The following is a 22,599-nucleotide window of genomic DNA, read 5'->3' as shown; positions in this document are numbered from 1 at the left end:
CCGCCTTGCCTGACCCCACGGCCGAGTTCGTGGGAGGATCCGCTTCGGGAGCTAGCAGCACCTGCCAAAGTCGGGCTGCCCGCGGCCCGTAGACTTGAACAATGGCGAGCCTGGAGGAGCTGGCACCCGGCTTGCCCAAGTCGCGCCTCAACCACCTCAAGCGACTCATGAGGACATGGGCGCCGCTGGCCGACATCTCCTTTGCCGATCTCCTGCTGTACGTGCCGGGCGGCTTGCGCTCCGGTGACCAAAATGGCGAAGGCCCGCCCGCAGGAACCGTCGAGAGTTACACCATCGCCGGGCAGATCCGTCCCACCACGGCTCGATCTGTTCATCGCAACAACCTGGTGGGTACTCGCTTCACCCCCGGGCAGCGTCCTTTGGTGGATGTGGCCTACCGGGAGGGTCGGATAACCGACGGCGGGCGCATCGGCCATGCCGACCAACCCCGCATCCGGACGCTGGCCGTGCCGGTGAACTGCCACGGCGAGGTGATCGCGGTGCTGGCCCGGGAGTTCGACCCCGACAGCCAGCGGAACCCCGGTGAACTGGAGACGAACTACTTCAGACTGTTCCGGCGCCTGGCCACCATGATCGCCGAGGGCGAGTACCCGTTTCCGGTGGACGACATCGAGACGGAGGAATCCCCCCGAGTCAGTGACGGTTTGATGCTGCTGGACGCTTCGGGCCGAGTCCGGTTGCTGTCACCCAACGCCGCCTCGGCGCTGCACCGCATAGGTCTGCACAGCAATGCCGAGGGGCACCGGCTGGCCGAGATCGGCCTGGAGCAGCGAGCCATCCGGGCCGCGCTGGCCTCCCGCCTCCCCCAGACCGAGGAGATACAGCAGGGCGACCGGGGCACGCTGGTCCTGCGCTGCCTGCCGCTGATTGGCGGGGGAGAGGTAACCGGCGCGCTGGTCCTGATGCGGGACATATCCGAGCTGCGCCGCCGGGACCGGCTTTTGATGTCCAAGGATGCCACCATCGCCGAGATCCACCACCGGGTGAAGAACAACCTTCAGACGGTTTCCTCGCTGCTGCGCCTGCAAGGGCGCCGGGTTACCGAGCCGGAGACCCGGGCCGTCATCGAGGAATCGGTGCGGCGCATCCGGGCGATAGCCATAGTCCACGAGATCCTGTCCCGTGATGCCAGCAGCGAGGTGCCCTTCGTGGAGATCGTGCGGTCGCTGATGCGCATGGTCGAGGAGGGGCTGACCGGTCCCGACCGGCCGGTGGAGTTCAAGGTGACGGGCGATGCCGGCGAGCTGGACGCCGATGTGGCCACACCGCTGGCGGTGGTGATCAACGAGTGCTTGCAAAACGTGGTGGACCACGCCTATCCCGATCCCCCCGGCGGGCAGGTACGAATCGAGTTGGACAACGACGGTGATCGGGTACGGGTAAGGGTCATCGACGACGGGGTGGGTTTGCCTCCTGGCTTCGAGGTGGGCAGCGCCGACGGCCTGGGAATCGCCATAGTGCGAAGCCTGGTGGGTGCCGACCTCCGAGGGAGCATCTCCATGAGCAACGGTGGGGGGAATCCTCCCCGGCCCGGGACCGTGGTGGAGGTGGCGATACCCCTGATGGCCCATCAGGAGGTCAAGCAGATATGAGGCTAAACCCCGACAACGGAGACCCGGAGCGAATCGTGAGGCTAAACCCCGACAACGGAGACCCGGAGCGAATCGTGAGGCTAAACCCCGACAACGGAGACCCGGAGCCGCTCGGCCTTTCGGCGGCGGCGGATCTGACGACGTTCCTCCTCGGACAGGCCGCCCCATATGCCGGAGTCCTGATTGGTGGTCAGGGCGAACTCCAGGCAGTCGGTGCGGGCAACACACGCCTGGCACACCGACTTGGCCAACTCGATCTGCTCCAGGGCCAAGCCCGTGCTCCCAATGGGAAAGAACAGGTCGGGATCGGTGTCGCGGCAGGCCGCATCGCACCGCCATTGACTCTGGTCGCGGTCCAGGCTCTCCAGCAAGCTCTTGTGCATCACTTGGGAATAAGAATAGAGCAGGTTTACTGATGGGGCAAGAGGGGCTGATGATGATGCCACATAACCGTGTTGCTCGTGTGAAGGTTGGTCCGGTCGGGATGGTTGAGTGAGAGTTGAAGGTTGGTCCGCTCGAGGTGGCTACGTGAGAGTTGAAGGTTGGTCCGGTCGGGATGGTTGAGTGAGAGTGATCGCCCACCGGGGAGCATCTGCGGTGGAGCGGGAAAACACCCTGGATGCGTTTCGCGCCGCAATGCGGCTCAACGCCGACGGGGTGGAGATGGACGTGAGGAGGACGGCCAACGATGTCCTGGTGGTCCACCACGATGCCCACCTTCCCGACGGCCGAGCCCTCGTGGATCTGGTGGACGGCGAGCTCCCCGATTGGGTGCCGACGCTGGCCGAAGCCATGGACGTGTGCCGGGATCCGGCCATTGATCGGGAGTTCCTCATCAACCTCGAGATCAAGAGTTGGCCCGGAGACCCCGACTACGATGCCGAGCACCAAGTATCGGCCGCGGTGGCCGGATTGGTGCTGGGGTGGGGGATCGGCGAGACCGGCGGGGAGGTGATCGTCTCCTCATTCGATATGGAGGCCATCAACCGGATAAGAGCCATTGACCCCCGGATCCCCACCGCCTACCTGACCTTCGAGGTACTGGCCCCCGAACTGCTGGTGAGCCGGGTGGTGGCCGCGGGCCATACTGCCATCCACCCCCATGTGGCTTCCACCAGCAAGGCCCTGGTGGATGCCGCCCACGCCGCCGATCTGGAGGTGAACGTCTGGACCGTGAACGACCCCGACCGGATCGCCCACCTCGCCTCCCTGGGCACCGATGCCGTGATCACCGACGTCCCCGATGTCGCCCGCGAGGTGCTGGACAACCGGTAGCGATGTCGCCCGCGAGGTGCTGGACAACCGGTAGCGATGTCGCCCGCGAGGTGCTGGACAACCGGTAGCCATGTCGCCCGCGAGGTGCTGGACAACCGGTAGCCATGTCGCCCGCGAGGTGCTGGACAACCGGTAGTTGTGACCCGTGGCGCGCCCCCTCTTCAACTGATTGGGGCGGGGGTTTCAGACCAGGGGCAGGGCCAGAGCCAGGGCATCAGGGGCGTGGTGGAACTCGAGGCGGGTGGTCTCTCCGAGGTAGTCGCCGTCGAGCTGGTACGGGAAGGGGGTCTCACCGGCCACAACAACGTGATCCACTCCGGTGCGGGAGTGGACGTGGCGGTGGGCGGTAACCGGAGAGCCGAGGCCGAGGGCTCCGGCCGCCACCCGCAGGAGCCGGGTGGCTCGCAGCGAGCGTAAAACCACCATGGACAGCGGTCCATCCAGGGTGGTTCCGGGTACGATGTTGAAGGGGCGTGACCCCAGGTAGGTATAGGGGTCGGTATTGAGGCAGATGGCGAACTGGCCGGCCACCGGCTCGCCGTCGGAGTGGTACACGGTGAAGCGGGGACGTGAGCGGTCGTAGTGGCGCATCCAGGTGTCCACGGCCGCAAAGGCGAACAAGGCATGGTTGGCGTACCGCTTCAACCCGGCCCGGCGCTCCACTTGCTGCACCACGGCGGCGTCGTACCCCACCCCGGCATGGAACAGAAAGAACCTCCCGTTCACCCAGCCCAGACCCACACTTCGGATGTTGTCGGCGGCCAGCGTCTCCAGCAGCAGGGCGGCCGCCTCCACCGGATCGTCGGGCAACCCTATGGAACGGGCGAACACATTGGTGGACCCCCCGGGCAGGGGGGCGAGGGCCACGCCGGAACCGGCCAACCCGTTGACGGCCTCGTTCAGGGTTCCGTCGCCCCCCAGCACCGCCACCACCTCGCACCCATCGGCCACCGCCCCGTGAGCCAGGCGGGAGGCATGGCCCCGCCGGTGGGTGGTGGCCAGCGTCACATCGTGGTCGGCGGACAGTGCCTTCTGGATGATCACCTGGGTCCGAGCGGTCACCGACGAGGCATGGGGATTGACGAGAAGCAGCACTCTCAGACCCCCAATGGTACCCCCTACCATGAAATGTTCCCCGACCCGGCGGGAGGGCTTGGGTGTTGAAGACGTTCCCCAACCCAAAAGCAGGGCTCGGTTGTTGAAGACGTTCCCCAACCCAAAAGCAGGGCTCGGTTGTTGAAGACGTTCCCCGACCCAAAAGCAGGGCTCGGTTGTTGAAGACGTTCCCCGACCCGGCGGGAGGGCTTGGGTGCTCGGTTTTGCGCGCCCGGAGTGTGGTGGGAAACTTGCACCTTATGGACATCGTCGTCTGCGTGAAGCAGATCCCCGACCCGGCCGATCCCGGGGAACTCGATCCGGAAACCAGAACCCTCAAACGAGACATGAAGCTCATCATGGACGAGTCGGACTCCTACGGCGTGGAGATGGCTCTCCAGCTCCGGGATACCGTGGGGGAGGGGGAGGTAACCCTGGTGTCCATGGCCCCCCATGAGGAGGTCAACGGACTGCGATCGGCACTGGCCATGGGGGCCGACAAGGCCATCCTGGTAAGCGATCAGGCTCTGGCCGGAACCGATGCCCTGGGCACGGCTCGGGTTCTGGCCGCGGCCATCGGGCGGGCTCGAGCCGACCTGATTCTGACGGCCACCGAGTCGTCCGACGGTTACACCGGCACCGTTCCTGAGCAGGTGGCCGAGCTACTGGGTCTGCCCTCGGTAACCTTCGCCAAGGAGATCCGGATCGAAGGCGATGAGGTGATGGTGAAACGCCAGACCGAGGCAGGCTACGACGAGGTTAGGTGCCCTTTGCCCGCAGTTGTCTCGGTCACCGCCGGTGTGGTTGAGCCCCGCTACCCGTCCTTCAAGGGAATCATGGCGGCCAAATCCAAGCCGATGGACCAGGTGGGAATAACCGATCTGGGTATGAACCCGGACCAGGTGGGCTGGAGCGGCGGGGGCCAGGAGATAGTTGACATCAGCCCTGCCCCCGAGCGGGAGGCCGGTGAGATCATCACCGACGAGGGCGATGCCCACGAACGCATCATCGCCCTGCTCGAAGAACTCAGGATCGTCTAGGAGGCACCATGGACACCATTTGGGTACTTGCCGAGGCTTCGGGGGGGAAGGTCGCCTCGATCAGCCTCGAGCTGTTGACCAGGGCCCGGGAGCTGGCCGGCACGGTGGAAGCAGTGGTGGGGGGCGAGGGCGAGCCGGTGGCCGCCGAGCTGGGCGCGCACGGGGCGACCACGGTCCACGCCACCGGTGATCTGGAAGGCCGCCTGGCCGGCCCCGCCGTGGCCTCGGCCATCGCCGCCGCCGTTGCCGGCGGTGCCGCCCCCGGCGCGATCTTGTTCGGCACCACCTACGACGGCCGGGACGTGGCCGGGCGGCTCTCGGCCAAGCTGGGCGTGCCGGTCATCACCAACATCGTCGAGCTCGAACAGTCCGATGCGACTCTGGTGGGAACCGAGCCGGTATTCGGCGGAACGGTCAACGTCAGTACCCGGTTCAGCGGACCGGGTACAGGCCTGTACCTGGTCCGCCCCAAGTCGTTCACCGCCGAGCAGAGCGGAGGGGCCCCGGCGGCGGTGTCAGCGCTGGCCGTTCCCGAGCTGGGAGCCACCGGAGCGGCTCGGGTGGTGGACCGGTACGCCGAGGAGGCCACCGGCCCCAAACTCGACGAGGCCGGCGTGGTGGTGTCCGGCGGTCGGGGCCTGGGCGATGCCGAGAAGTACTCGATGATCGAGGATCTGGCCCGGCTGCTGGGGGGAGCGGCGGGGGCCTCCCGGGCCATAGTGGATGCCGGCTGGGTTCCCTACTCCCACCAGGTGGGGCAGACCGGCAAGGTGGTCAAGCCCGATGTCTACGTGGCCTGCGGCATCTCCGGAGCCACCCAGCACATGGTGGGCATGAAGGGCTCCAAGCACATAATCGCCATCAACAAGGACACCGAGGCCCCCATTTTCGGGATCGCCGACCTCGGGGTGGTGGGCGATGTGCACAAAGTACTGCCCAAGCTGATCGAAGCACTGCAAGCCCGAGGCTAGGGCCAGAACCTGGTTACTGGGATCACCTCAAACCGGGGGCCAGAACCTCGTTACTGGGATCACCTCAAACCGGGGGCCAGAACCTCGTTACTGGGATCACCTCAAACCGGGGGCCAGAACCTCGTTACTGGGATCACCTCAAACCGGGGGCCAGAACCTCGTTACTGGGATCACCTCAAACCGGGGCCCGCTCCGGTTCTCGGTTGCTTACACCAGGGGCCAGGGGTAGCGGTTACCGCTGGGATCGGTGGGGAAGCGACCCTCGTTCACCAGGGTGCCCGCCCGGATGAGCAGGGCATCGTGTTCCGACCGGGAGAGCAGGCCGGCCACCCCGGGGGGCAGGCCCTCGACCAGCAGGCGGTTCACTGCATCGACCAGCGCGGGGGGCAGGGGTTCCCCGGCCCACTCCCAGATCACCGTGCGCAGCTTGAATTGGTGGTGGAACGACAAGCCGTTGTCCACCGCGTAGAGCCTCCCGTCGTCGCCCAGCAGGATGTGGCCGCCCTTGCGGTCGGTGCTGTTGATGATGAAGTCGAATGCGCACAGTTGCTGCAACCACCGGTGGTGGTTGGGCTCCTCCCGAAGGGTGAAGTAGTGCTCGTCGTAGTTGGTGGGCACGTAGAGCTGGACCGACCCCTCACCCAGCGGTCCACCCCTCAGCACAGTGGGGGGCACCAGGCTCCAACCCAGCGCCCGGGCCAGCTCGAAGGCCGCGATCTCTCGCTTGTACAACCCGGCGGGAAAATCCCACAGAGGCCGCTCCCCCCGCACCGGCTTGTACACCCCCTGGATGATGGGAACACCGGGGGAGTGGACATCCACCAAAAAGGTCAGGTTCGAGCTCCACGGCATCCGCCCCAGAACGTCCAGCTCGCCGGTTCGCAACCGCTCAACGGCCTCCCCGTCGGCCAGGGGTGGCCGATCTCGAAACGGCGACTCGTTACCGGGCTTCACCGGGGCCACCCCATTCGGCGCAACCATCGAAACGGCGACTCGTTACCGGGCTTGTGGGCAACTAGTTGGAGCAGGGGCACCAGCTACCGTCGTCGTTGAGCGGGGCACCGCAGTAGCGGCATGGAGGCCGCCCGGCCGCCACCACCTGCCGGGCGCGGGCCACGAATCTCACCACCTGAGCCCGGGTGATCCGAAACCGGGCGGAGGCCGGGTCGTCGGGGTGGTCCTGGGCCAGCAGTTCGGTGGCCATAATCAGCATCCGGTCGGCCTCGGGGTCGTACCCGATACCGATGTCACCCACCGTCCACTCCGCCTCCACCGGCTCGATCAGGCCGATGTCGGCCTCGGGCACGATGGCCTCGGGGTCGTCGCTGATCTCCCGCATAACCCCGTCCAGGTACTCGGCCAGCGCGGCTACCTGCTGCTTCTCCAGCTTCAGGGAGACCAGCGTGCCGGTTACCCCGGCCTGAAGATAGAACACCCGCTGCCCGGGGGATCCGGTGGCTCCCACGGTGAAGTGCTCAAGGTCAAAAAGATCGTAGGAGGGGCTCATTAGGGCATCAACGCTTCCAGATCGGTGATTGCGGTCGCGAGACGCTGTGACAGTAAAACGGTCATTAGGGCATCAACGCTTCCAGATCGGTGGTTGCGGTTGCGAGACGCTGTGACAGTAAAACGTTCATTGGGGCACCAGCGCTTCCAGATCGGTGGTGCTGTTCACCGCCAGCACCAGCGGGCCATCCTCATGGTACAGAACGGCGTTTATCGAACAGGGTGACACCACTATCCGCTGGAACAGGTCCAGGTGGGTCCCCGAGGCGTGGGCGATCGCCGCCTTTATGGGGTCGGCGTGCGACACTGCCACCACCGTTGAGCCGGGGTGACGGTCCACCAGCAACTGCACTGCGCCGGTGATCCGGATCTGCATCTCCGCAAAGGACTCCCCACCAGGAAAGCGGAAGCTGCTCGGGGTGCGCTGCACCTGCTGCCAATCGCGGCGGCGGCGCAAGTCGCTGAGGCGGCGACCGGTCCACCGGCCGAAATCGCACTCGTTCAGCCCCTGAAGCACCCGCACCCGGCGGCCCACCGCCCGGGCGATGGGGGCGGCGGTCTGTCGAGCCCGCTCCATGGGGGAGGCGTACACCGCTTCAATCCGGTCCGGGCCCAAGACCGCAATACGAGCCGCGGCTTGCTCGGCCTGCTCCCGGCCCCGGTCGCTGAGATTCAAGCCCGGGGCCCGTCCGGGCAATACCGCCCCGGTGGTGGGAGTTTGGCCGTGGCGCACGAACAACACCATGGTGGGTTTGCGGGGCATGATTCTCCAGCTTTACCTAGTTTGGGGTGGTAATGGATTCACTAGATGGATTGGCCAATGATGTTATCGCCTGCCGGGCCTGCCCCCGGCTGGTGGCCTGGCGGGAGGAGGTGGCGGCAACCAAGCGGGCCGCCTACCGGGATTGGACGTACTGGGGGCGACCGGTGCCGGGCTTCGGCGATCCCGGGGCCCGAATCGTGGTGGTGGGCCTGGCTCCGGCCGCCCACGGAGCCAACCGCACCGGGCGAATGTTCACCGGCGACCGGTCGGGGGATTTCCTGTACGCCTCGCTCCATCGGATGGGTTTGGCCAACCAGCCCGATGCCACCGGCATCGACGACGGGCTGGTTCTGCGCGATGTCTACATCACCGCACCGGTTCGATGCGCACCGCCTCAGAACAAGCCGACCGCAGCCGAGCGAGATGCCTGCCGCCCGTTTCTGGCCCGGGAGCTGGCCCTTTTGAACCGGGCCCGGGTGTTCGTGGCGCTTGGAGCCATCGGTTACGATGCCGCGGCCACCGAACTGGCGGTAAAGCCCCGGCCCCGGTTCGCCCACGGTTTGGAGGTGACCGTCCCCGGCGGGCCCATCTTGATGTGCTCCTACCACGTGAGCCAGCAGAACACGTTCACCGGCCGGCTCACTCCCGGCATGCTCGACCAGGTGTTCCAAAAAGCGCTGGCCCATGCCGGTGCCCCTTCAGGAGGATGATGAGGTTGGCCCACGCCGGTGCCCCTCAGGATGGCGAGGTCGGCGGCCCCGGTGGCTGATCGACCCAACCGCGGGATGGTTCGCGACCGGGTGGAGTGGGGCAATACAGTTGGGACCGTGAGAAATGGCCGCTTGCTGGTCGTGGTAACCCTGCTGCTCCTGGTCCTGGCGGCCTGCGCCAATTCCGGCGCTCCAACCACCTATGAGGACAACCCCGCCGAATATCAAGGAGAACCCGATGTCGGTCAGGCCGAGAGGAACTTCCGCGACGGCTGCGAAGAATCCGGCCGGGATGACCTGAGTGATGATGTGAAGCAGAACCTGGCAGATGTATGCAAGTGCAGCTTCGACGCGATCAAGGACGAATTCCCGAACTTCGAGGACTTCAAGAAGCTCGACGATGACTTGCGCAGCAACATCAACACCCGGTTGCCCGAATCGGTGAAAACCAAGATAGGCCAGTGCATCAAGGACGAAGCCGGAATCTGACGGCTCGCCGGCCGGCGGTAGCTAGCCGGCGGCAGCTAGCCGGGAACCCGGCCGATCCGGTGGGGAACCTTCAGACTCCCACCCTGACCGCGCTCTCGGCCCACTCCGGCCAGCGTTGGCGACTCTTGGCGGCCAGCTTGTGCATGAGCGCCACCCCGCCGGGGTCGTCGTCACCCGGCCGGGCTTCGATCACCCCATCGGCAAGCATGGCGTTGACGATGGCCCGGCCCAGCTCGGTGCGGACCACGGTGAGGGTCCAGTCGGTAACGTCGCCAATGCCGCCGGTGGAGATGTCGGCGTGCTCGGCGGCGAAGTCGGGACAGAAGTTGCAGCCCTCCCGGGTCCAGGCATGGCACTCCTTGAGGTTTATCTCGTGGTAGTCGCCGTTCTTCATCCACACCTGGAAGACACCCTTGATGTTCATTTTGGCAATCTGATCGGTGGGCAGGCCGTACTTCACCCAGAACAACTCCTCGAACATGGAGTCGTCGAAGCTCTTGGAGCACAGGAGTCCGATGTTCAGCTTGATGGGGCGGCCCACCTTGCCCACCTTGCGGTTCCACATCACCGGGCCTATGGAGGTCTGGCAGCTCATGCCCACCAGGGCCAGGCGGCTCAAACCCCGTTCCCTGGCCTCGGGGTAGGCCAGAGTATTGGCCGAGTAGGTGTAGCGGCTGCCGGCACCCCGCAGCACCTCGTCGCGGTTGACGGCCAGGCCGGGCACCGCTTTCCAGCCGCCGGCATCGCCCCCCTCCAGGAATGAGGTGAGGGCACCGTCGATCACATCGTTCTCGAGACACCAGATCAGGATGGCCGACACCAGGCCGCCGTCCTGGCCCAGTTCGTATACGTAATCGTCGGAGGCCCGCACCAACAGGACATCGCTGAAGATCCCCGCCACCTCGTCCTCGGTGCGGATACGACCGAACAGGTGCTCATCGGCCTCGGCCTCCCAGGTGCGGAACCGGGGGCAGGCCCGGGTGCACGAGGTGCATCCCTTCTGGCCATGGATGCAGTCGGTGAGACCCAGCTCCTCCTCGAGGTGGAAGGGTTTGTACTGGCCGGGCTCATGCTTGTAACCGATCACATCGTGGGGGCAGGCAATGACACAGCCGGCACAACCCGTGCACAGCCCCGAGTCGATTACCTCCTCGTAGAGCTCCTTCCACTGATGGGTCCAACGAACCTTGCCCGCAGCCATACTCAAATCTTGCCACGTCGGGGCCAGGATTTGTTCATCCACCCCCAAATCAGTCCGGCACGGCTTTGACCATTCCGGCGGGTTGGCACCTCAAGGCTTCAGATCCCAGTACTCTCCGGTGAAGGCCTGCTGGGTTGGGCAGGGTGTTTCGGGTGGATGCGGGGGATTGACCGGTTGCTTAGGTGCTGAGGAGGACGTTGCTGTAGATGGGTTTTCGGGCCCATGGGGTGGAGGGTGGTTGGGGTTGCTGTTTGTGGGTTTCAGCGTGGCAGGTGGGGCAGAGCAGGACGAGGTTATTGATGCTGGTTTTGCCGCCGTGTTCCCAGGGCTTGATGTGGTGCACATCACAAGCAGTAGCTCTCAGCCCGCAGTTGACACAGTGTTTGTCACGGGCGTAGAGAGCGAGTTTTTGTTTTTGGGTAGCGGAACGCTGCTTGCGACCCAGATACAGGGGTATTCCCTCGGCGGTGAAAATGGCCGGCACCAGCGCTGCGTCACAAGCGATGCGGCGCAACTCCTCTATTTCAATGGGAGTGTCATCTATGAGCCCAGCATTTTTGAGCTGACCAGTGAGCAAGTCGTAGTCAACCTTCACCACAAGCGTCGTGGGCTGCACCACCACATGGCCACCACAGGTGCCACCGGTTTTAGGGTTCTTACCAGGGGTTTGGGTAATAAGCGCAGCCAGCGCGTCGGCGGCGCGCTGCTGGTGGGTGCGATCGCTACCAACTTTGGAGTCATCGCGAAACAGGCGATCACACATGCCGTCCAAAGCGGTTTTGACCCGCTCACCAGTCACCTGGTCAAGTTCGTCGTGCAGCACCACCATGCCGTCATCACCGTTGAACACCGCAGCCTTGCGGCGGCGGCGCTGCTGGTCGAGTTGCGATTCACCATCAGAGCCGCGCCGATCATCCTCCTGGCGGGCCAGGGTTTTTCTGAACCTGTCCAGGTCCTCGGTTCTGGCTTTGTTGATCAAGTCATCTTCCTGTGCCCGGCTCAAAGGCACCCGACCATGAGACTCCCCCAACAAACGAGCATGATCTATCGAAAACCCCCGGCCTTGACCGCATCCACCGTGGCCGGCAACTCCCGCAACGCCCCAGCAGTTCGGGCCTCGCGGTTGGCCAGGTAACGGCCCATACCGAACTGAAGGCAAAGAGCCCGCACCTCGCCCTCGCCCAAAAGATCACCGTAACGATTCAACACCTCGGTCATGTACCCATCCAGCGTGCAGCGGGCCGCGTTGATCTCGAACAGCAAATTGAACAAACCCTTGGAATCCATGCCCTCCAAATCAACCATCTCCAACCGCAAAACATCCCCACCATCAGCATCGTTAATGCCAGCAGCATTGGCATTACCTTTGCTCTCAGGTTCGGAAACACTGGGGTCGAACTCCATACCTGTAATACTATCAGACCGAGTGACAATACCCACCCAAAATATAAAGATATTTCTAAAAAATATTTTGTCAAAATAGCTACAAGAAGCACACTGCCAACACTCACAACCTATCAGAAGTTCTACTTAGGGTTTCGACCATTCCGGCGGGTGGCCGATTGTAGGATGAGGTGTGTGAGAGCTGTGCGGGTCATCAACGTGTTGGAGCTGCCTGGGGAAATGGGCCATCCCAATTGCCAGCCCGGCACCCCGCTGTTCGATGCGGCGACGCTCGGGCGCTGTTGGGGGAGGCTCTCTACAGCGGCGGCAGGCTGAGCCCAGGGGCCCCACTTCGTGCTGGCAACCGCAGAAAACTCCTGGAAGCGCCCACGGCAGGATTCGAACCTGCGGCCCCTTGCTCCGGAGGCAAGTGCTCTATCCCCTGAGCTACGTGGGCAGTGATCAGATGTACTACTCGCTATTGCCACTGCTGGTCATAGCTCTGAGCCACGGAGGCAGTGACCGGATGAGTATACCCAGCCAGGCGGCCACCACCGGCTAGGCAGCCCGCTGGACATGGGTGAGGCAGTGACCGGATGAGTATACCCAGCCAGGCGGGTCTAGCATGTCTCACTTCATGGCCGATATCCGCGCCTCTTTGATCGAGGCCCTGCATGCCGCGCTGATTGCCGCGGGGATTGACCTGCCGGCCGGTTTTCGGGCCGGTTTGGAACGTCCGGCCCGGCCCGAGCACGGGGACTGGTCGTCCAATGTGGCGCTGGCCACGGCCAGGGGGACGGGACGCATTCCCCGGGAGCTGGCGGCAGAGCTGGCGGCCTGGTTGGACAAGCACCGGCCCGAGCACGTGGCCGAGGTGAGCACCGCGGGCCCCGGATTCATCAACTTCCGGCTGGCACCGGGCTGGCTGCACAGCGTTGTCCGGGAGGCGGTTGCCGCCGGCACCGAGGGATACGGCCGCCGGAACCTCGGTCGGGGTCGTACCGTGATCGTGGAGTTCGTGAGCGCCAACCCCACCGGGCCGGTCCATGCCGGCCACGGGCGGGGTGCGGCATACGGCGACGCGGTGGCTCGGCTGCTGGCCCGGTGCGGCTACCGCGTGCAGAGGGAGTTCTACGTCAACGACCGGGGAACCCAGATGGAGCTCTACGCCGCCTCGCTGGCCGCGGCCCGAAAGAACCAGCCGGTACCCGATGGGGGCTACAACGGCCAGTACATCGCCGATTGGGCAGCGGAGATGCCTGCCGACGCCGACCCCCGCCGGTGGGGCCGGCAGAAGGCGCTGGCCACCCAGAAAGAAGTGCTGGGCTCGATGGCCGTGGAGTTCGACACCTGGTTCAGCGAACAATCGCTGGTGGACTCCGGAGCCATCGACGAGACGCTGGCCCTGCTCGAGGCGGCCGGGGCCTGCTACGACTCCGGGGGGGCCCGGTGGCTGCGCACCCGCGACCACGGCGACGACAAGGATCGGGTACTGGTGAAATCCGACGGTGAGTACACCTACCTGCTGCCCGATATCGCCTATCACCGTGACAAGCTGGATCGGGTCGGTCCGGAGGGCCTGCTGATCAACGTGTGGGGGGCCGACCACCATGGATACGTTGCCCGCATGAAGGCGGCTCTGGCCGCACTGGGCTACGACCCCAACCGTCTGGAGGTGGTGGTCACCCAACTCGTCCACCTGGAGCGCGACGGCGAGGATGTAAAGCTGTCCAAGCGGGCCGGTGAAATCATCGAGCTGGGTGATGTGATCGACGAGGTGGGGGCCGATGCCACCCGGTTCACCTACCTGCTCCAGTCGATGGACTCCACGCCAACCTTCGACCTGGCCGCCGCCGCTGCCCAGGTCATGGAGAACCCGGTGTTCTACGTGCAGATGGCCCACGCCCGGCTGTGCTCCATCGCAGCCCGGGCCCGGGCCGGAGGGATGGTTGGGGACAGTGCCGCCCCCGTGGATCTGGGGGTGCTCGACCACGAGCGGGAGCTGGATATGATGCGCCGGCTCTCCACCCTGGAGGAAGTGATCGCCACCGCGGCCGAGGAGCGGGCCCCCCACCGGATTACCACTTGGCTACGAGACTTCGCTGCCGCGGTTCACGGCTTCTACCACGACTGCCAGGTAATGGGTACCGGCATCGCCCCCGAACTGACCCGGGCCCGCCTGATGCTGATTGAAGCCGCTCGGGTGGGCCTGGCCACCGCTCTGGGCGTGCTCGGCGTGAGCGCCCCCGAAGCCATGTGAAAATCTGAACATGAACACATCCGAAACCCTGTGAAAATCTGAACATGAGCGCCTCCGAAGCCATGTGAAAATCTGAACATGAACACATCCGAAACCCTGTGAAAATCTGAACATGTCAGTGCTTCCCCTGCCTCTTTTGCCCGACAACGCATCGCTGGGGGCCGGTGGGCGGTTGTTCATTGGCGGATGCGACACACTGGAGCTGGCCCAGGAGTTCGGCACCCCGCTGTTCGTGTACGACGAGGCCCACCTGCGGGAGCGGTGCCGCCAGGCCCGAACCGCCTTCGCCGGCTCGGTGGCCTATGCCGCCAAGGCGTTCCTTTGCCTAGCCATGGTCCGCCTGGCCCACGAGGAGGGGCTGCACCTGGATGTGGCCACCGGCGGAGAGCTGTACGTGGCTCGGGCCGCGGGGATGCCCGGCCACCGCCTGGTGATGAACGGCAACAACAAATCGGCCGCCGAGCTGAGCGACGCTGTGGATGCCGGAGTGGGCCGCATCGTGGTGGACTCCTTCGACGAGCTGGATCGTCTGGATGCGCTCCACCAGGCCACCGGTGCCCGCCCCCGGGTGCTGCTGAGGATCACCCCGGGGGTGGAGGTCCACACCCACGAGTACGTAACCACCGGGGTGGACGACACCAAGTTCGGTTTCACCGCCTCCAGCGGGATGGCCGATGCCGCCATCAACCGGTGCCGGCGGTCCGGCTCGGTGGAGTTGATGGGCCTGCACGCCCACATCGGTAGCCAGGTGTTCGAGCTGGGTCCGTTCCGCCAGGCGGTGGAAGTGATCGCCGGGTTCGCCCAGCCCTACGGCCTGCCCGAGCTTTCTCTGGGCGGCGGCTTGGGTGTGGCCTACGTGGAGGGGGAATCGGCTCCGAGCATCGCCGAATGGGCCGCGGCCATAGACGAGGCCTGCGCTGTGGCCGGTTTCACCGCCCCGGTGAGCGTGGAGCCGGGACGAGCCCTGGTGGCCTCCTCGGCGATCACGCTCTACCGGGTGGGCACCATCAAGGACCTGCCCGGGATTCGCACTTACGTTTCGGTGGACGGGGGCATGAGCGACAACCCCCGGCCGGTGCTGTACGGCAGCGGCTACGAGACGTTCTTGCCCCGAGCGGTTGACCGCGACCGTGACCGGGCGGTCAGAGTTGTGGGCAAGCACTGCGAATCGGGCGACCTGCTGGTGCGGGACGGCTGGGTGCCCGGTGACATCAAGGTGGACGATATCCTGGCCACCCCGGTGACCGGAGCCTACGGTCACTCGATGGGGTCCAACTACAACAAGGTACCCCGCCCCGCAGTTGTGTTCGTGCGAGACGGTGAGGCCCGTCTGGTGATCCGCCGGGAAACCCACGAAGACCTCATCCGCAACGACCTCTAAACGCGGCTGGGCCTCCGGACCTAAACACCGTTGTACCTCTAAATGCCTAAATGCCGTTGGACACCGATTCGGCGTTCCCGGCTACCTGGATGATGGAAGGGTGGCCGTTCTGGATGAGCCAACCACGGCCGGGCAGTGGGGGCAGGGCTGGACGGGTGGGGAGTTGGAGTCCGAACAGGTCACCGTCCAGGGGAGCGGGTTGAAGCAGCACCCCGGTGCGGGAGAAGCGAATCTCGGTGGTCCAGTGGCCGTAGGTCGTGCGCAGCCGGTCGGCTCGGCCGGCGGCCACGATGTGGAGCCCGGGGCGACCACCGGCAGCCAGAGCCATCAGTGCCCCACCGGGATCGTCCACCGTTTCGGTGTCGTCGATCAGTATCAGCACCGAGTTCTCGAGGCCGCTCACCGCGGTAACCAGATCATCCGGATCGGCCACCAACCCGACACCGGGGCAGCGGGCCAGTGGCGACTCCGGTGAGGCCAGGGCGACCACCGACCCGCCGGCGGCCGATACCACTGCGGCCACCTGGGCCAGGGCGGTGGATCGGCCCGACCGGGCCGGTCCCAGGATCATGGCGTGCTCACCGGGGTGCAGGGTAAGCCCGACCGGAGCCAGGGTGTCGTCACTCAGCCCCAGGGGGAGGTAGATGGGGGAGCCGGCCAATCGGGCTCCGTCCAGGCCGGCGGGGTTCACCACGGAAGGCAAGCTCCCCACCGGTTGGGGACCGCCCGCGGGGGGATGAAGGCCGGCGGCTCGGGGCACTGCTTCGGCCAGCCCGCCATCGGGTAGCGCCACCTGCACCTCGATTCCCGACGGGACGGCGAAACCTCGGCCCGGAGGCAGAACCGAGGGGTCGGCAACGCTCACTCCCCACTGCCGGTACAGCGCGGGATCGGTGAGGCGGAACACGAATGTCTGGGGGGTGGAGGATTGCACGGTACGGCTCACCCGGGAGAGTTGGTCGGTGGCCGCGGCAATGCCCAGCCCGACCGTGGGGCCCTCCACCCATACCCGTTCGAGGGTGGTCAAAAGGGCGTGGTCGGTTACCGTGTCCAGGCTCTTGGCCAGCGCTCCCCAGTTGTCCACCAGCGTCACCACCAGCGGTGGTTGATCTCCGCCGTCACCCCGGCCGGCATTAGCGGCCAGGCGGCGATCCAGCTCCTCCCCCAGGCGGCGGATGAGCCGCAAGGTCCGGTCACGCTCATCAATCCCCACCACCGCACCGCAGTGGGGTAGATCCTCCAGGGCTGACAGCCCGCCGGAGCCGTAGTCGATGGCGTACAGATGGCAACCGGCGGGGCGGTAGCGGTGAGCCAGGGCCAGTGCCAGTGATCCCAGCGCGGTGGTGGTCCCGCTTCCGGCAATGCCCGCGAACAAGACGCTGCCCCGGTGAGGATCCCACTGCAACGGATACTGCCTCTGCTGGTTGGGATCATCGGCCAAAGCGATGACTGCCCCCGGATAAAGGGGTTTCTGGTTGGGATCACCGAGCGGAACCAGACCTGATTCATGTTTGGCCAACTCCTTTAGGGTGATCCGCCGGGGTAGGGGGTCGGGCCACGGGCAGCGCAACGGAACCGCACCCTGCCGGGACCATGCGTCGCGGGCGGCAACCACCAGCCGGGACAAGTCGCTGGGTCGGTCCCCGGGTGGTGTGGTCGCGGGATCGGGAGCCGGCATCCCATCCACGACAGCCACCACTCGCAAACCCCGCTCGGCTGGGGCGGTTACCCCGGTGACCAGAGCGGCCTGGAACCCGATCAAATCGTTGGGGCCGAAGCGCACGAGAGCCCGTCCCGGCTGATCCCGGCCGATTCCGGCGGCTTCGGGACTGTCGAGAATGTCCACCGAATCGGACGAGTCCAGCATACGTAGGGCGATCCGCAGCCCGGTATTGGTCCTGATGTTGGCGCTGACCGCGCCTGTCGGGCGCTGGGTGGCCAGCACCAGGTGCATGCCCAGGCTGCGCCCCCGCTGAGCCACGTTCACCAGCGAGTCGGTGAAGCCGGGCAGCTCGGTGGCCAGCGCGGCGAACTCGTCAATGACCACCACCAGGCGGGGAAGCGGTAACCACGGGGGGCTCTCGTCGGGCGGGCACGGGGTGCTCTCAGCAAGTAAACACGGGTCGCTTTCAGCGGGAGGGCAGGGCGGTTGCGGGGAGCGACGCAATGTTCGATAGTGAATCAGGTCCCCAGCGTCTCGATCTTGGGCAGATTCATGCGGGGAGCGACGTAATGTTCGATAGTGAATCAGGTCCCCAGCGTCTCGATCTTGGGCAGATTCATGCGGGGAGCGACGCAATGTTCGATACTGAATCAGGTCGGTGGCTCCGTGGGCTCGCAGCACCTGCTCACGGTGGCGAATTTCGGCCTCCAGGCAGCGCAACGCCCGCTCGGCCAGGCGGTCGTCCAGGTCGGTGACCAGGCCGACCACATGCGGCAAACCGGCGCAGGCATCGAACGCGCTACCACCCTTGTAATCCACCAGGACAAAGGTGACCTGCTCGGGGGAGTAGGTGGAAGCCACCGATGCCACCAGCGTGCGCAACAGCTCGCTCTTGCCCGATCCGGTGGTACCGCCGACCAGCGTGTGGGGGCCGTCGGTCACCATGTCACACAGCAAAGGCCCGTGGCCGTCGACTCCTATAGGAGCAGCCAGATTGTCGCTGTGCCTGTTTTCGCTCCACCGGGCCGAGATCGCCGCAACCAGATCCGCTGGCGAGGTCTCGGGAGCGGTGGATTCCAGATCCGCTGGTGAGTCTTCGGCGACGGATTCCAGATCCACTTGCGAAACCTCGGAGGCGACGGACTCCAGATCCAGCAGGTTGAACAAAGACGAGTAGCGGGGAATGCCGGAGTCGGAACCGGCCAGTTCGGGATCCTCGAAGCGAGCCAGCCGGCGGGCAGTGTCGTGAGCCAGGTTCAAACCCATCCCGGTGGCCAGAACCGACGGAACCGTCTCGCGGGACGATACCTCCACCAAACCCGACCCATCACGGGCCTCGATCACCGTGGTGGCCATCGCCGGAAGCTGATCCACGCTGGGGGCCAGCACGATCGCCGAAACCGGACCATCACCCCGCAGCAGGGGTCGCGCCGGCGGGTTTCGTCCCGTGGCCAGATCGTTTCCGTCGAACACGGCCATGAGCTGGGGCCAGGGTGCCTCTCCCCGCCGCTGCCAGGCATCCGCCAGCTCGAGAGCCAGGCCGGCCAGCCCCGAACGGCTACCGGTGATCAGCCGGCGGTGCTCCCCGATGGCCGGATGGTGGGTATGGGGCAACCAGGAGGTCCAGGTCCAGGCCGGCGCGGTAACCGCATCGGCCGCCACCAGCACCGCCAGGTCGGCAGGACCATGGTGAGCCGCCGCCTGGAGGATGAGCGACCGGGCCAGTGCCGTGGTCACCACCCTGGGCCCCACCAGGCCCAGCAGCTTGCCCGGACCAAGGTCCACCGGGATGGGCACGTCGATCAGCGGACCCAGCTGTTCGAGCGCGCCGGCAACTCCATCGGCGGGGCGGGATCCCTCCACCTTCAGCTCCGGATCGAAGGGGCACGAACCGTGGCCGGCAACCAGCAGCATGAAATCCTCGTGGCTCGGTCTTCGCTCCCACAATCGCATGCTCGGGCGGCGGATTCGCCTGACCACCTCGGCCAGGTGGGGATGAATCTCCCGCCGGTGCCGGGTCTCGGCCCGGTGGGCAGCAGCGGCGGCTTCACCGAAGTCGGCCAGGGATGCCTGCATGCGATGCCACAACCGGCGCCGGGCCGAGCGGTCACGGCGGCGACCATCGATCCAGCTTGCCGCCATCATCAAAGGGCTGAGCAGGGCAAAAAGAGCCATGACCGGCCGGTAGAGCACGGCCATCAGCAGCCCGACCAGGAGCGGCCCTCCCAGCGCGGCCCAGCCGAAGGCCGCCGCCCGGAACGAGCGGCCGGGCTCGTGAACCGGGGCGGGCAGCGGTTCTGGAGCACTGGGGGGAGATGCCCGGGGAGGCCGATTGAAGGCGACCCGCCCCGAGACGGTACCCCCGGGGATCACCACCAGGCGGTGGGGACGGTCATCGGGCGTATCCACCACCTGCACCAGGGCGCGACCCACCCGGAGCGGGACGGCTGTCTCCATGGCCACCGGTTCGTCATCGCCCAGCCGGGCCTGGATGCGGCCATCCCGGTGCTCGAGGCGGGCATGGTGGGGGCGCAACCCGGAGTGGGGCAGGGTCACGTCATCGCCCGGCGAACGGCCCACCCGTAAACCTTGCGACCCCAATCGGTGGCGGTCACCGGCCCAGATACCCCCGATCACCTCGAGGGTCAACCCCGGCTGGTCGGGCTCGGGGTCGGGACGGATACCCACCCGGACACCATCGGCCATCCCCGCTTCGTCCAGCCGGGTATCGGCTGCCACCCAATGGTCGTGGATCCATAAACCCGTTACCGGAGCGGGCAGACCCAGGGCCTCGGCCAGTTCTGCTACGGAGGCGACCCGAGCGGTACTGATACTTATCTCGCGACCGCCCTCGGGCCCCTCGTAGAGCAGGCGCACGGGCCGCCTCGATGGGGCGAGATCAGGGCCGGATCAGGCCGTGCCGGAGGGCCCGCACTCCGCCCCGGCAATCAAACCGCGTCGAGGCAACCGATTCTTCAGTGAAAATGCCAATAACACGAGCCCGCACTCCGCCCCGGCGATCAAACCGCGTCGAGGGCCGCGATGGTGTTTTGACGCTCGAGGCCCACGGAGGTGGCCAGCTCGGTTAGGGCCTCTTGTAGCTGACCCAAAGAGGGTGACCACTGCTCGTGCCATGCCCCCCGGAATCGCTCGGAACGGCTCCCCGTCCAGGTGGTGCCCTCCAGGGTTGCCGACAGCCGGGAGCGGAGATCCTCCACCTGGGCGGCGAACGCGGAGAACTGCTGCTGGAGATGGTCCATCTCCTCGGTGTTCATGCTGAGAACGGACATGGCGGGCCTTTCCTTGCTCCAATTTTTCGGCTGAGCCGGTTGAACGTCACTATTCCTAGCTCTTCAAAACTGAAATAGCAAGATATTTATCTAAAATAATGCATTTGCAATTCAAGTTCTCGAGCTTCCTCCCGTAAGGCGTACTCGGCGGCGGTTCGAGCCCGGACCGCGTCGCCGTACAGACTCTCGGCTCGGTCGGCGAGACGGCGGGCCACCTGCTGGATCTCGTAGCGCAGCCTCACCAGGTGGGAGCGCTGGTGGCGAAGCCGAAGGCGACTGGCATCAGCCGTGGCCGACTGCCAAACCGCCGGGGCATGCCCGTCCACCGGCCGGTTGAGCACCTCGTCGAGCCCGAACCAGATCGGATCCACCTCGGCTCGCAACCGATCGCAAATCAACGCCTGACGTTGCAGATCGTCGGCCAGGGCAAACAGTTCATGGGAGGTCATGTTTGATTCAGAGTATATGTTTTATAATGAAAATCAATAGAATCTTTTGGATTGGGGAAAGCACCGCCGGGCAGTGACCCCCCACCGGGTAAAACCTTCCACCCAACCGGCCCAAGCCGATACGGTGGCAAAGGTGAAGGATCCTTCCGGGACGCACGACCAGGCCGGTGAGAGCACGGCTACCCAACCGGCAAAGGTGAAGGATCCTTCCAGGGCGCGGGTGGGCGTGGGCTTGTTGGGTTGTGGGAACGTGGGAGCGGCTTTGGTCGAGCTGCTGGCCGAGCAGCGGACGATTATCGCCGGGCGCACCGGTCTGGAGCTGGATGTGGTCCGGGTGGCGGTGCGCAGCGCCTCGCGCTCCCGCAAGGTGGCAATAGCCGATGGCGTGCTGACCACCGATGCCGCCGCGGTGGTTCGCGACCCTTCGGTGGATGTGGTGGTGGAGCTGATCGGGGGTATCGAACCGGCCCGGGAGCTGGTGACCACCGCACTGAAGCTGGGCAAGCCGGTGGTCACCGCCAACAAGGAGCTGCTGGCCAACTATGGTGCCGAGCTGTACGCCGCCGCCGACACCGCCGGGGTGGACCTGCTGTTCGAGGCCGCCGTGGGTGGCGGGATACCCCTCATCCGCCCCCTGCGGGCATCTTTGGCCGCCGAGCCCATCCGCCGGGTTATGGGCATTGTGAACGGAACCACCAACTACATCCTCAGCCGCATGACCGAGGAGGGCACCAGCTACCAGGACGCTTTGGCCAGTGCCCAATCACTGGGGTACGCCGAGAGGGATCCCACCGCCGATGTGGAGGGCTTCGACGCGGCGGCCAAGGCGGCCATCATCGCCACCGTGGCCTTCGGGGCCCGGGTGCTGGCCGGCAACGTGTACCGGGAGGGGATCTCGGACATCGGCCCCACGAACATCGCTCACGCCGGGCGGTTGGGCTACGTGGTCAAGCTCCTGGCCATCGTGGAGCAGGTGGGTCGGGTCGAGGGCAAGCCCGAGCTGGCCGTTCGGGTCCACCCGGCGATGCTGCCGGTGGATCATCCTTTGGCCTCGGTCCGCGACTCCTTCAACGCGGTGTTCGTGGAGGGCGGCGCGGTGGGGGAGCTGATGCTGTACGGCCGGGGTGCCGGAGGCCGGCCCACCGCCAGCGCCGTTCTGGGCGATCTCATCGACGCCGCCGGCAACCGCTACCGGAATACGTGGAACCCGATTGGCGACCTGGGGGAGGCGGTGATCCGTCCCATCGACGATCTGGCGTCGGAGTACTGCATCGACCTGGAGGTGCTGGACCGCCCCGGGGTGCTGGCCGCGGTGGCCGGCGTGTTCGGGCACCACGGGGTGAGCATCCGCTCCATGGAGCAGGAGGGCTTGGACGACCAGGCCCGGCTGGTGTTCATAACCCACAGGGCAACCGAGCGGGATGTGCAGGCCACCCTTACCGATCTCCGGGAGTTGGAGGCAGTGCGGGGAGCGCCCGCGTTGCTGCGCGTCATCAACCGGTGAGGGCGA

Annotated in this window: 20 protein-coding genes and 1 tRNA gene; 9 read left to right on the top strand and 12 right to left on the bottom strand. The window is 65.8% G+C overall.

Going from position 1 to position 22,599, the window contains the following annotated elements; translation table 11 throughout:
* Positions 1-101: 101 nt before the first annotated feature.
* Entirely contained in the window at positions 102-1,613 is a 1,512-nt protein-coding gene (locus ACOGXC_RS05880) for a sensor histidine kinase (protein WP_419919771.1), read from the top strand.
* Positions 1,614-1,693: 80 nt separating this feature from the next.
* Here ACOGXC_RS05880 and ACOGXC_RS05875 read toward each other — a convergent pair whose 3' ends face one another.
* The gene (locus tag ACOGXC_RS05875) at positions 1,694-1,996 is read right to left on the bottom strand and encodes a WhiB family transcriptional regulator (protein WP_419919770.1); all 303 of its coding nucleotides are present in this window, start codon (positions 1,994-1,996) and stop codon (positions 1,694-1,696) included.
* A gap of 181 nt (positions 1,997-2,177) precedes the next feature.
* Here ACOGXC_RS05875 and ACOGXC_RS05870 point away from each other — a divergent pair, with 181 nt between their 5' ends.
* Positions 2,178-2,888 carry a glycerophosphodiester phosphodiesterase gene (locus tag ACOGXC_RS05870; RefSeq protein ID WP_419919769.1) on the top strand — a complete coding sequence of 237 codons (711 nt, stop codon included), beginning with the start codon at positions 2,178-2,180 and terminating at the stop codon, positions 2,886-2,888.
* 183 nt (positions 2,889-3,071) lie between these two features.
* Here the strand turns inward: ACOGXC_RS05870 and ACOGXC_RS05865 are convergent, their stop codons facing one another.
* Positions 3,072-3,983 carry a diacylglycerol/lipid kinase family protein gene (locus ACOGXC_RS05865; protein ID WP_419919768.1) on the bottom strand — a complete coding sequence of 304 codons (912 nt, stop codon included), beginning with the start codon at positions 3,981-3,983 and terminating at the stop codon, positions 3,072-3,074.
* A 260-nt stretch (positions 3,984-4,243) separates the two neighbouring features.
* On the opposite strand from ACOGXC_RS05865, the gene ACOGXC_RS05860 reads away from it, so the two are divergent.
* Together ACOGXC_RS05860 and ACOGXC_RS05855 are read left to right on the top strand one after the other, a co-directional pair.
* Positions 4,244-5,023 carry an electron transfer flavoprotein subunit beta/FixA family protein gene (locus ACOGXC_RS05860; protein ID WP_419919767.1) on the top strand — a complete coding sequence of 260 codons (780 nt, stop codon included), beginning with the start codon at positions 4,244-4,246 and terminating at the stop codon, positions 5,021-5,023.
* 8 nt (positions 5,024-5,031) lie between these two features.
* A complete protein-coding gene (locus ACOGXC_RS05855) occupies positions 5,032-5,994 on the top strand; it encodes an electron transfer flavoprotein subunit alpha/FixB family protein (RefSeq protein ID WP_419919766.1) in 963 nt (320 codons plus the stop codon).
* Between the two features lie 207 nt (positions 5,995-6,201).
* On the opposite strand, the gene ACOGXC_RS05850 is transcribed toward ACOGXC_RS05855, so the two are convergent.
* From ACOGXC_RS05850 to ACOGXC_RS05840, 3 genes are all read right to left on the bottom strand, one after another.
* Positions 6,202-6,975: an SCO1664 family protein gene (locus ACOGXC_RS05850; protein WP_419919765.1), complete on the bottom strand. Its 774-nt coding sequence runs from the start codon at positions 6,973-6,975 to the stop codon at positions 6,202-6,204.
* 34 nt (positions 6,976-7,009) lie between these two features.
* Positions 7,010-7,501, bottom strand: coding sequence for a DUF3090 family protein (locus ACOGXC_RS05845; RefSeq protein WP_419919764.1), 492 nt, complete (start codon positions 7,499-7,501; stop codon positions 7,010-7,012).
* A 126-nt stretch (positions 7,502-7,627) separates the two neighbouring features.
* Positions 7,628-8,263 carry an MSMEG_4193 family putative phosphomutase gene (locus tag ACOGXC_RS05840; RefSeq protein WP_419919763.1) on the bottom strand — a complete coding sequence of 212 codons (636 nt, stop codon included), beginning with the start codon at positions 8,261-8,263 and terminating at the stop codon, positions 7,628-7,630.
* Positions 8,264-8,295: 32 nt separating this feature from the next.
* On the opposite strand from ACOGXC_RS05840, the gene ACOGXC_RS05835 reads away from it, so the two are divergent.
* Both ACOGXC_RS05835 and ACOGXC_RS05830 read left to right on the top strand, forming a co-directional pair.
* The gene (locus ACOGXC_RS05835) at positions 8,296-8,973 is read left to right on the top strand and encodes a uracil-DNA glycosylase (protein WP_419919762.1); all 678 of its coding nucleotides are present in this window, start codon (positions 8,296-8,298) and stop codon (positions 8,971-8,973) included.
* Between the two features lie 51 nt (positions 8,974-9,024).
* Positions 9,025-9,462, top strand: coding sequence for a hypothetical protein (locus tag ACOGXC_RS05830; RefSeq protein WP_419919761.1), 438 nt, complete (start codon positions 9,025-9,027; stop codon positions 9,460-9,462).
* A 70-nt stretch (positions 9,463-9,532) separates the two neighbouring features.
* On the opposite strand, the gene ACOGXC_RS05825 is transcribed toward ACOGXC_RS05830, so the two are convergent.
* The 4 genes from ACOGXC_RS05825 to ACOGXC_RS05810 all read right to left on the bottom strand — a co-directional run bounded on the left by ACOGXC_RS05825 (position 9,533) and on the right by ACOGXC_RS05810 (position 12,503).
* The gene (locus ACOGXC_RS05825; protein ID WP_419919760.1) at positions 9,533-10,663 is read right to left on the bottom strand and encodes a Coenzyme F420 hydrogenase/dehydrogenase, beta subunit C-terminal domain; all 1,131 of its coding nucleotides are present in this window, start codon (positions 10,661-10,663) and stop codon (positions 9,533-9,535) included.
* A gap of 178 nt (positions 10,664-10,841) precedes the next feature.
* Positions 10,842-11,672 (bottom strand): DUF222 domain-containing protein, encoded by an 831-nt coding sequence (locus ACOGXC_RS05820; RefSeq protein ID WP_419919759.1) that lies wholly within the window; start codon positions 11,670-11,672, stop codon positions 10,842-10,844.
* 35 nt (positions 11,673-11,707) lie between these two features.
* A complete protein-coding gene (locus ACOGXC_RS05815) occupies positions 11,708-12,067 on the bottom strand; it encodes a hypothetical protein (RefSeq protein ID WP_419919758.1) in 360 nt (119 codons plus the stop codon).
* A 363-nt stretch (positions 12,068-12,430) separates the two neighbouring features.
* A tRNA-Arg gene (locus tag ACOGXC_RS05810) sits at positions 12,431-12,503 on the bottom strand.
* A gap of 180 nt (positions 12,504-12,683) precedes the next feature.
* Between ACOGXC_RS05810 and argS the strand changes: the two genes are divergently transcribed.
* Together argS and lysA are read left to right on the top strand one after the other, a co-directional pair.
* Positions 12,684-14,306 (top strand): arginine--tRNA ligase, encoded by a 1,623-nt coding sequence (gene argS / locus ACOGXC_RS05805; RefSeq protein WP_419919757.1) that lies wholly within the window; start codon positions 12,684-12,686, stop codon positions 14,304-14,306.
* A 112-nt stretch (positions 14,307-14,418) separates the two neighbouring features.
* Complete coding sequence (gene lysA, locus ACOGXC_RS05800) at positions 14,419-15,687, top strand: diaminopimelate decarboxylase (protein WP_419919756.1); 1,269 nt, start codon at positions 14,419-14,421, stop codon at positions 15,685-15,687.
* Between the two features lie 46 nt (positions 15,688-15,733).
* Here lysA and ACOGXC_RS05795 read toward each other — a convergent pair whose 3' ends face one another.
* From ACOGXC_RS05795 to ACOGXC_RS05785, 3 genes are all read right to left on the bottom strand, one after another.
* Positions 15,734-20,227 (bottom strand): FtsK/SpoIIIE domain-containing protein, encoded by a 4,494-nt coding sequence (locus tag ACOGXC_RS05795; protein WP_419919755.1) that lies wholly within the window; start codon positions 20,225-20,227, stop codon positions 15,734-15,736.
* Positions 20,228-20,370: 143 nt separating this feature from the next.
* On the bottom strand, positions 20,371-20,640 hold the full coding sequence (locus ACOGXC_RS05790) for a WXG100 family type VII secretion target (protein WP_419919754.1): 270 nt from the start codon (positions 20,638-20,640) through the stop codon (positions 20,371-20,373).
* Between the two features lie 86 nt (positions 20,641-20,726).
* Entirely contained in the window at positions 20,727-21,089 is a 363-nt protein-coding gene (locus tag ACOGXC_RS05785; protein ID WP_419919753.1) for a hypothetical protein, read from the bottom strand.
* Positions 21,090-21,222: 133 nt separating this feature from the next.
* On the opposite strand from ACOGXC_RS05785, the gene ACOGXC_RS05780 reads away from it, so the two are divergent.
* Positions 21,223-22,593, top strand: a complete 1,371-nt coding sequence (locus ACOGXC_RS05780; protein WP_419919752.1) for a homoserine dehydrogenase — start codon at positions 21,223-21,225, stop codon at positions 22,591-22,593.
* Positions 22,594-22,599 lie beyond the last annotated feature (6 nt).

Origin of the sequence: Candidatus Poriferisocius sp. (assembly GCF_965202595.1) — a bacterium.
Taxonomy (GTDB): domain Bacteria; phylum Actinomycetota; class Acidimicrobiia; order Acidimicrobiales; family Bin134; genus Poriferisocius.
The sequence above is the reverse complement of the archived record's forward strand: the minus strand, read 5'-3'. Positions and strand labels throughout refer to the sequence as shown.

Bases quoted from the DNA above. Each gene is read 5' to 3' on its own strand.
- ACOGXC_RS05790 (WP_419919754.1), bottom strand. From the start codon at position 20,640: ATGTCCGTTCTCAGCATGAACACCGAGGAGATGGACCATCTCCAGCAG.
- ACOGXC_RS05835 (WP_419919762.1), top strand. From the start codon at position 8,296: ATGGATTCACTAGATGGATTGGCCAATGATGTTATCGCCTGCCGGGCC.
- ACOGXC_RS05785 (WP_419919753.1), bottom strand. From the start codon at position 21,089: ATGACCTCCCATGAACTGTTTGCCCTGGCCGACGATCTGCAACGTCAG.
- ACOGXC_RS05825 (WP_419919760.1), bottom strand. From the start codon at position 10,663: ATGGCTGCGGGCAAGGTTCGTTGGACCCATCAGTGGAAGGAGCTCTAC.
- ACOGXC_RS05875 (WP_419919770.1), bottom strand. From the start codon at position 1,996: ATGCACAAGAGCTTGCTGGAGAGCCTGGACCGCGACCAGAGTCAATGG.
- ACOGXC_RS05860 (WP_419919767.1), top strand. From the start codon at position 4,244: ATGGACATCGTCGTCTGCGTGAAGCAGATCCCCGACCCGGCCGATCCC.
- lysA (WP_419919756.1), top strand. From the start codon at position 14,419: ATGTCAGTGCTTCCCCTGCCTCTTTTGCCCGACAACGCATCGCTGGGG.
- ACOGXC_RS05850 (WP_419919765.1), bottom strand. From the start codon at position 6,975: ATGGTTGCGCCGAATGGGGTGGCCCCGGTGAAGCCCGGTAACGAGTCG.
- argS (WP_419919757.1), top strand. From the start codon at position 12,684: ATGGCCGATATCCGCGCCTCTTTGATCGAGGCCCTGCATGCCGCGCTG.
- ACOGXC_RS05840 (WP_419919763.1), bottom strand. From the start codon at position 8,263: ATGCCCCGCAAACCCACCATGGTGTTGTTCGTGCGCCACGGCCAAACT.
- ACOGXC_RS05880 (WP_419919771.1), top strand. From the start codon at position 102: ATGGCGAGCCTGGAGGAGCTGGCACCCGGCTTGCCCAAGTCGCGCCTC.
- ACOGXC_RS05815 (WP_419919758.1), bottom strand. From the start codon at position 12,067: ATGGAGTTCGACCCCAGTGTTTCCGAACCTGAGAGCAAAGGTAATGCC.
- ACOGXC_RS05845 (WP_419919764.1), bottom strand. From the start codon at position 7,501: ATGAGCCCCTCCTACGATCTTTTTGACCTTGAGCACTTCACCGTGGGA.
- ACOGXC_RS05855 (WP_419919766.1), top strand. From the start codon at position 5,032: ATGGACACCATTTGGGTACTTGCCGAGGCTTCGGGGGGGAAGGTCGCC.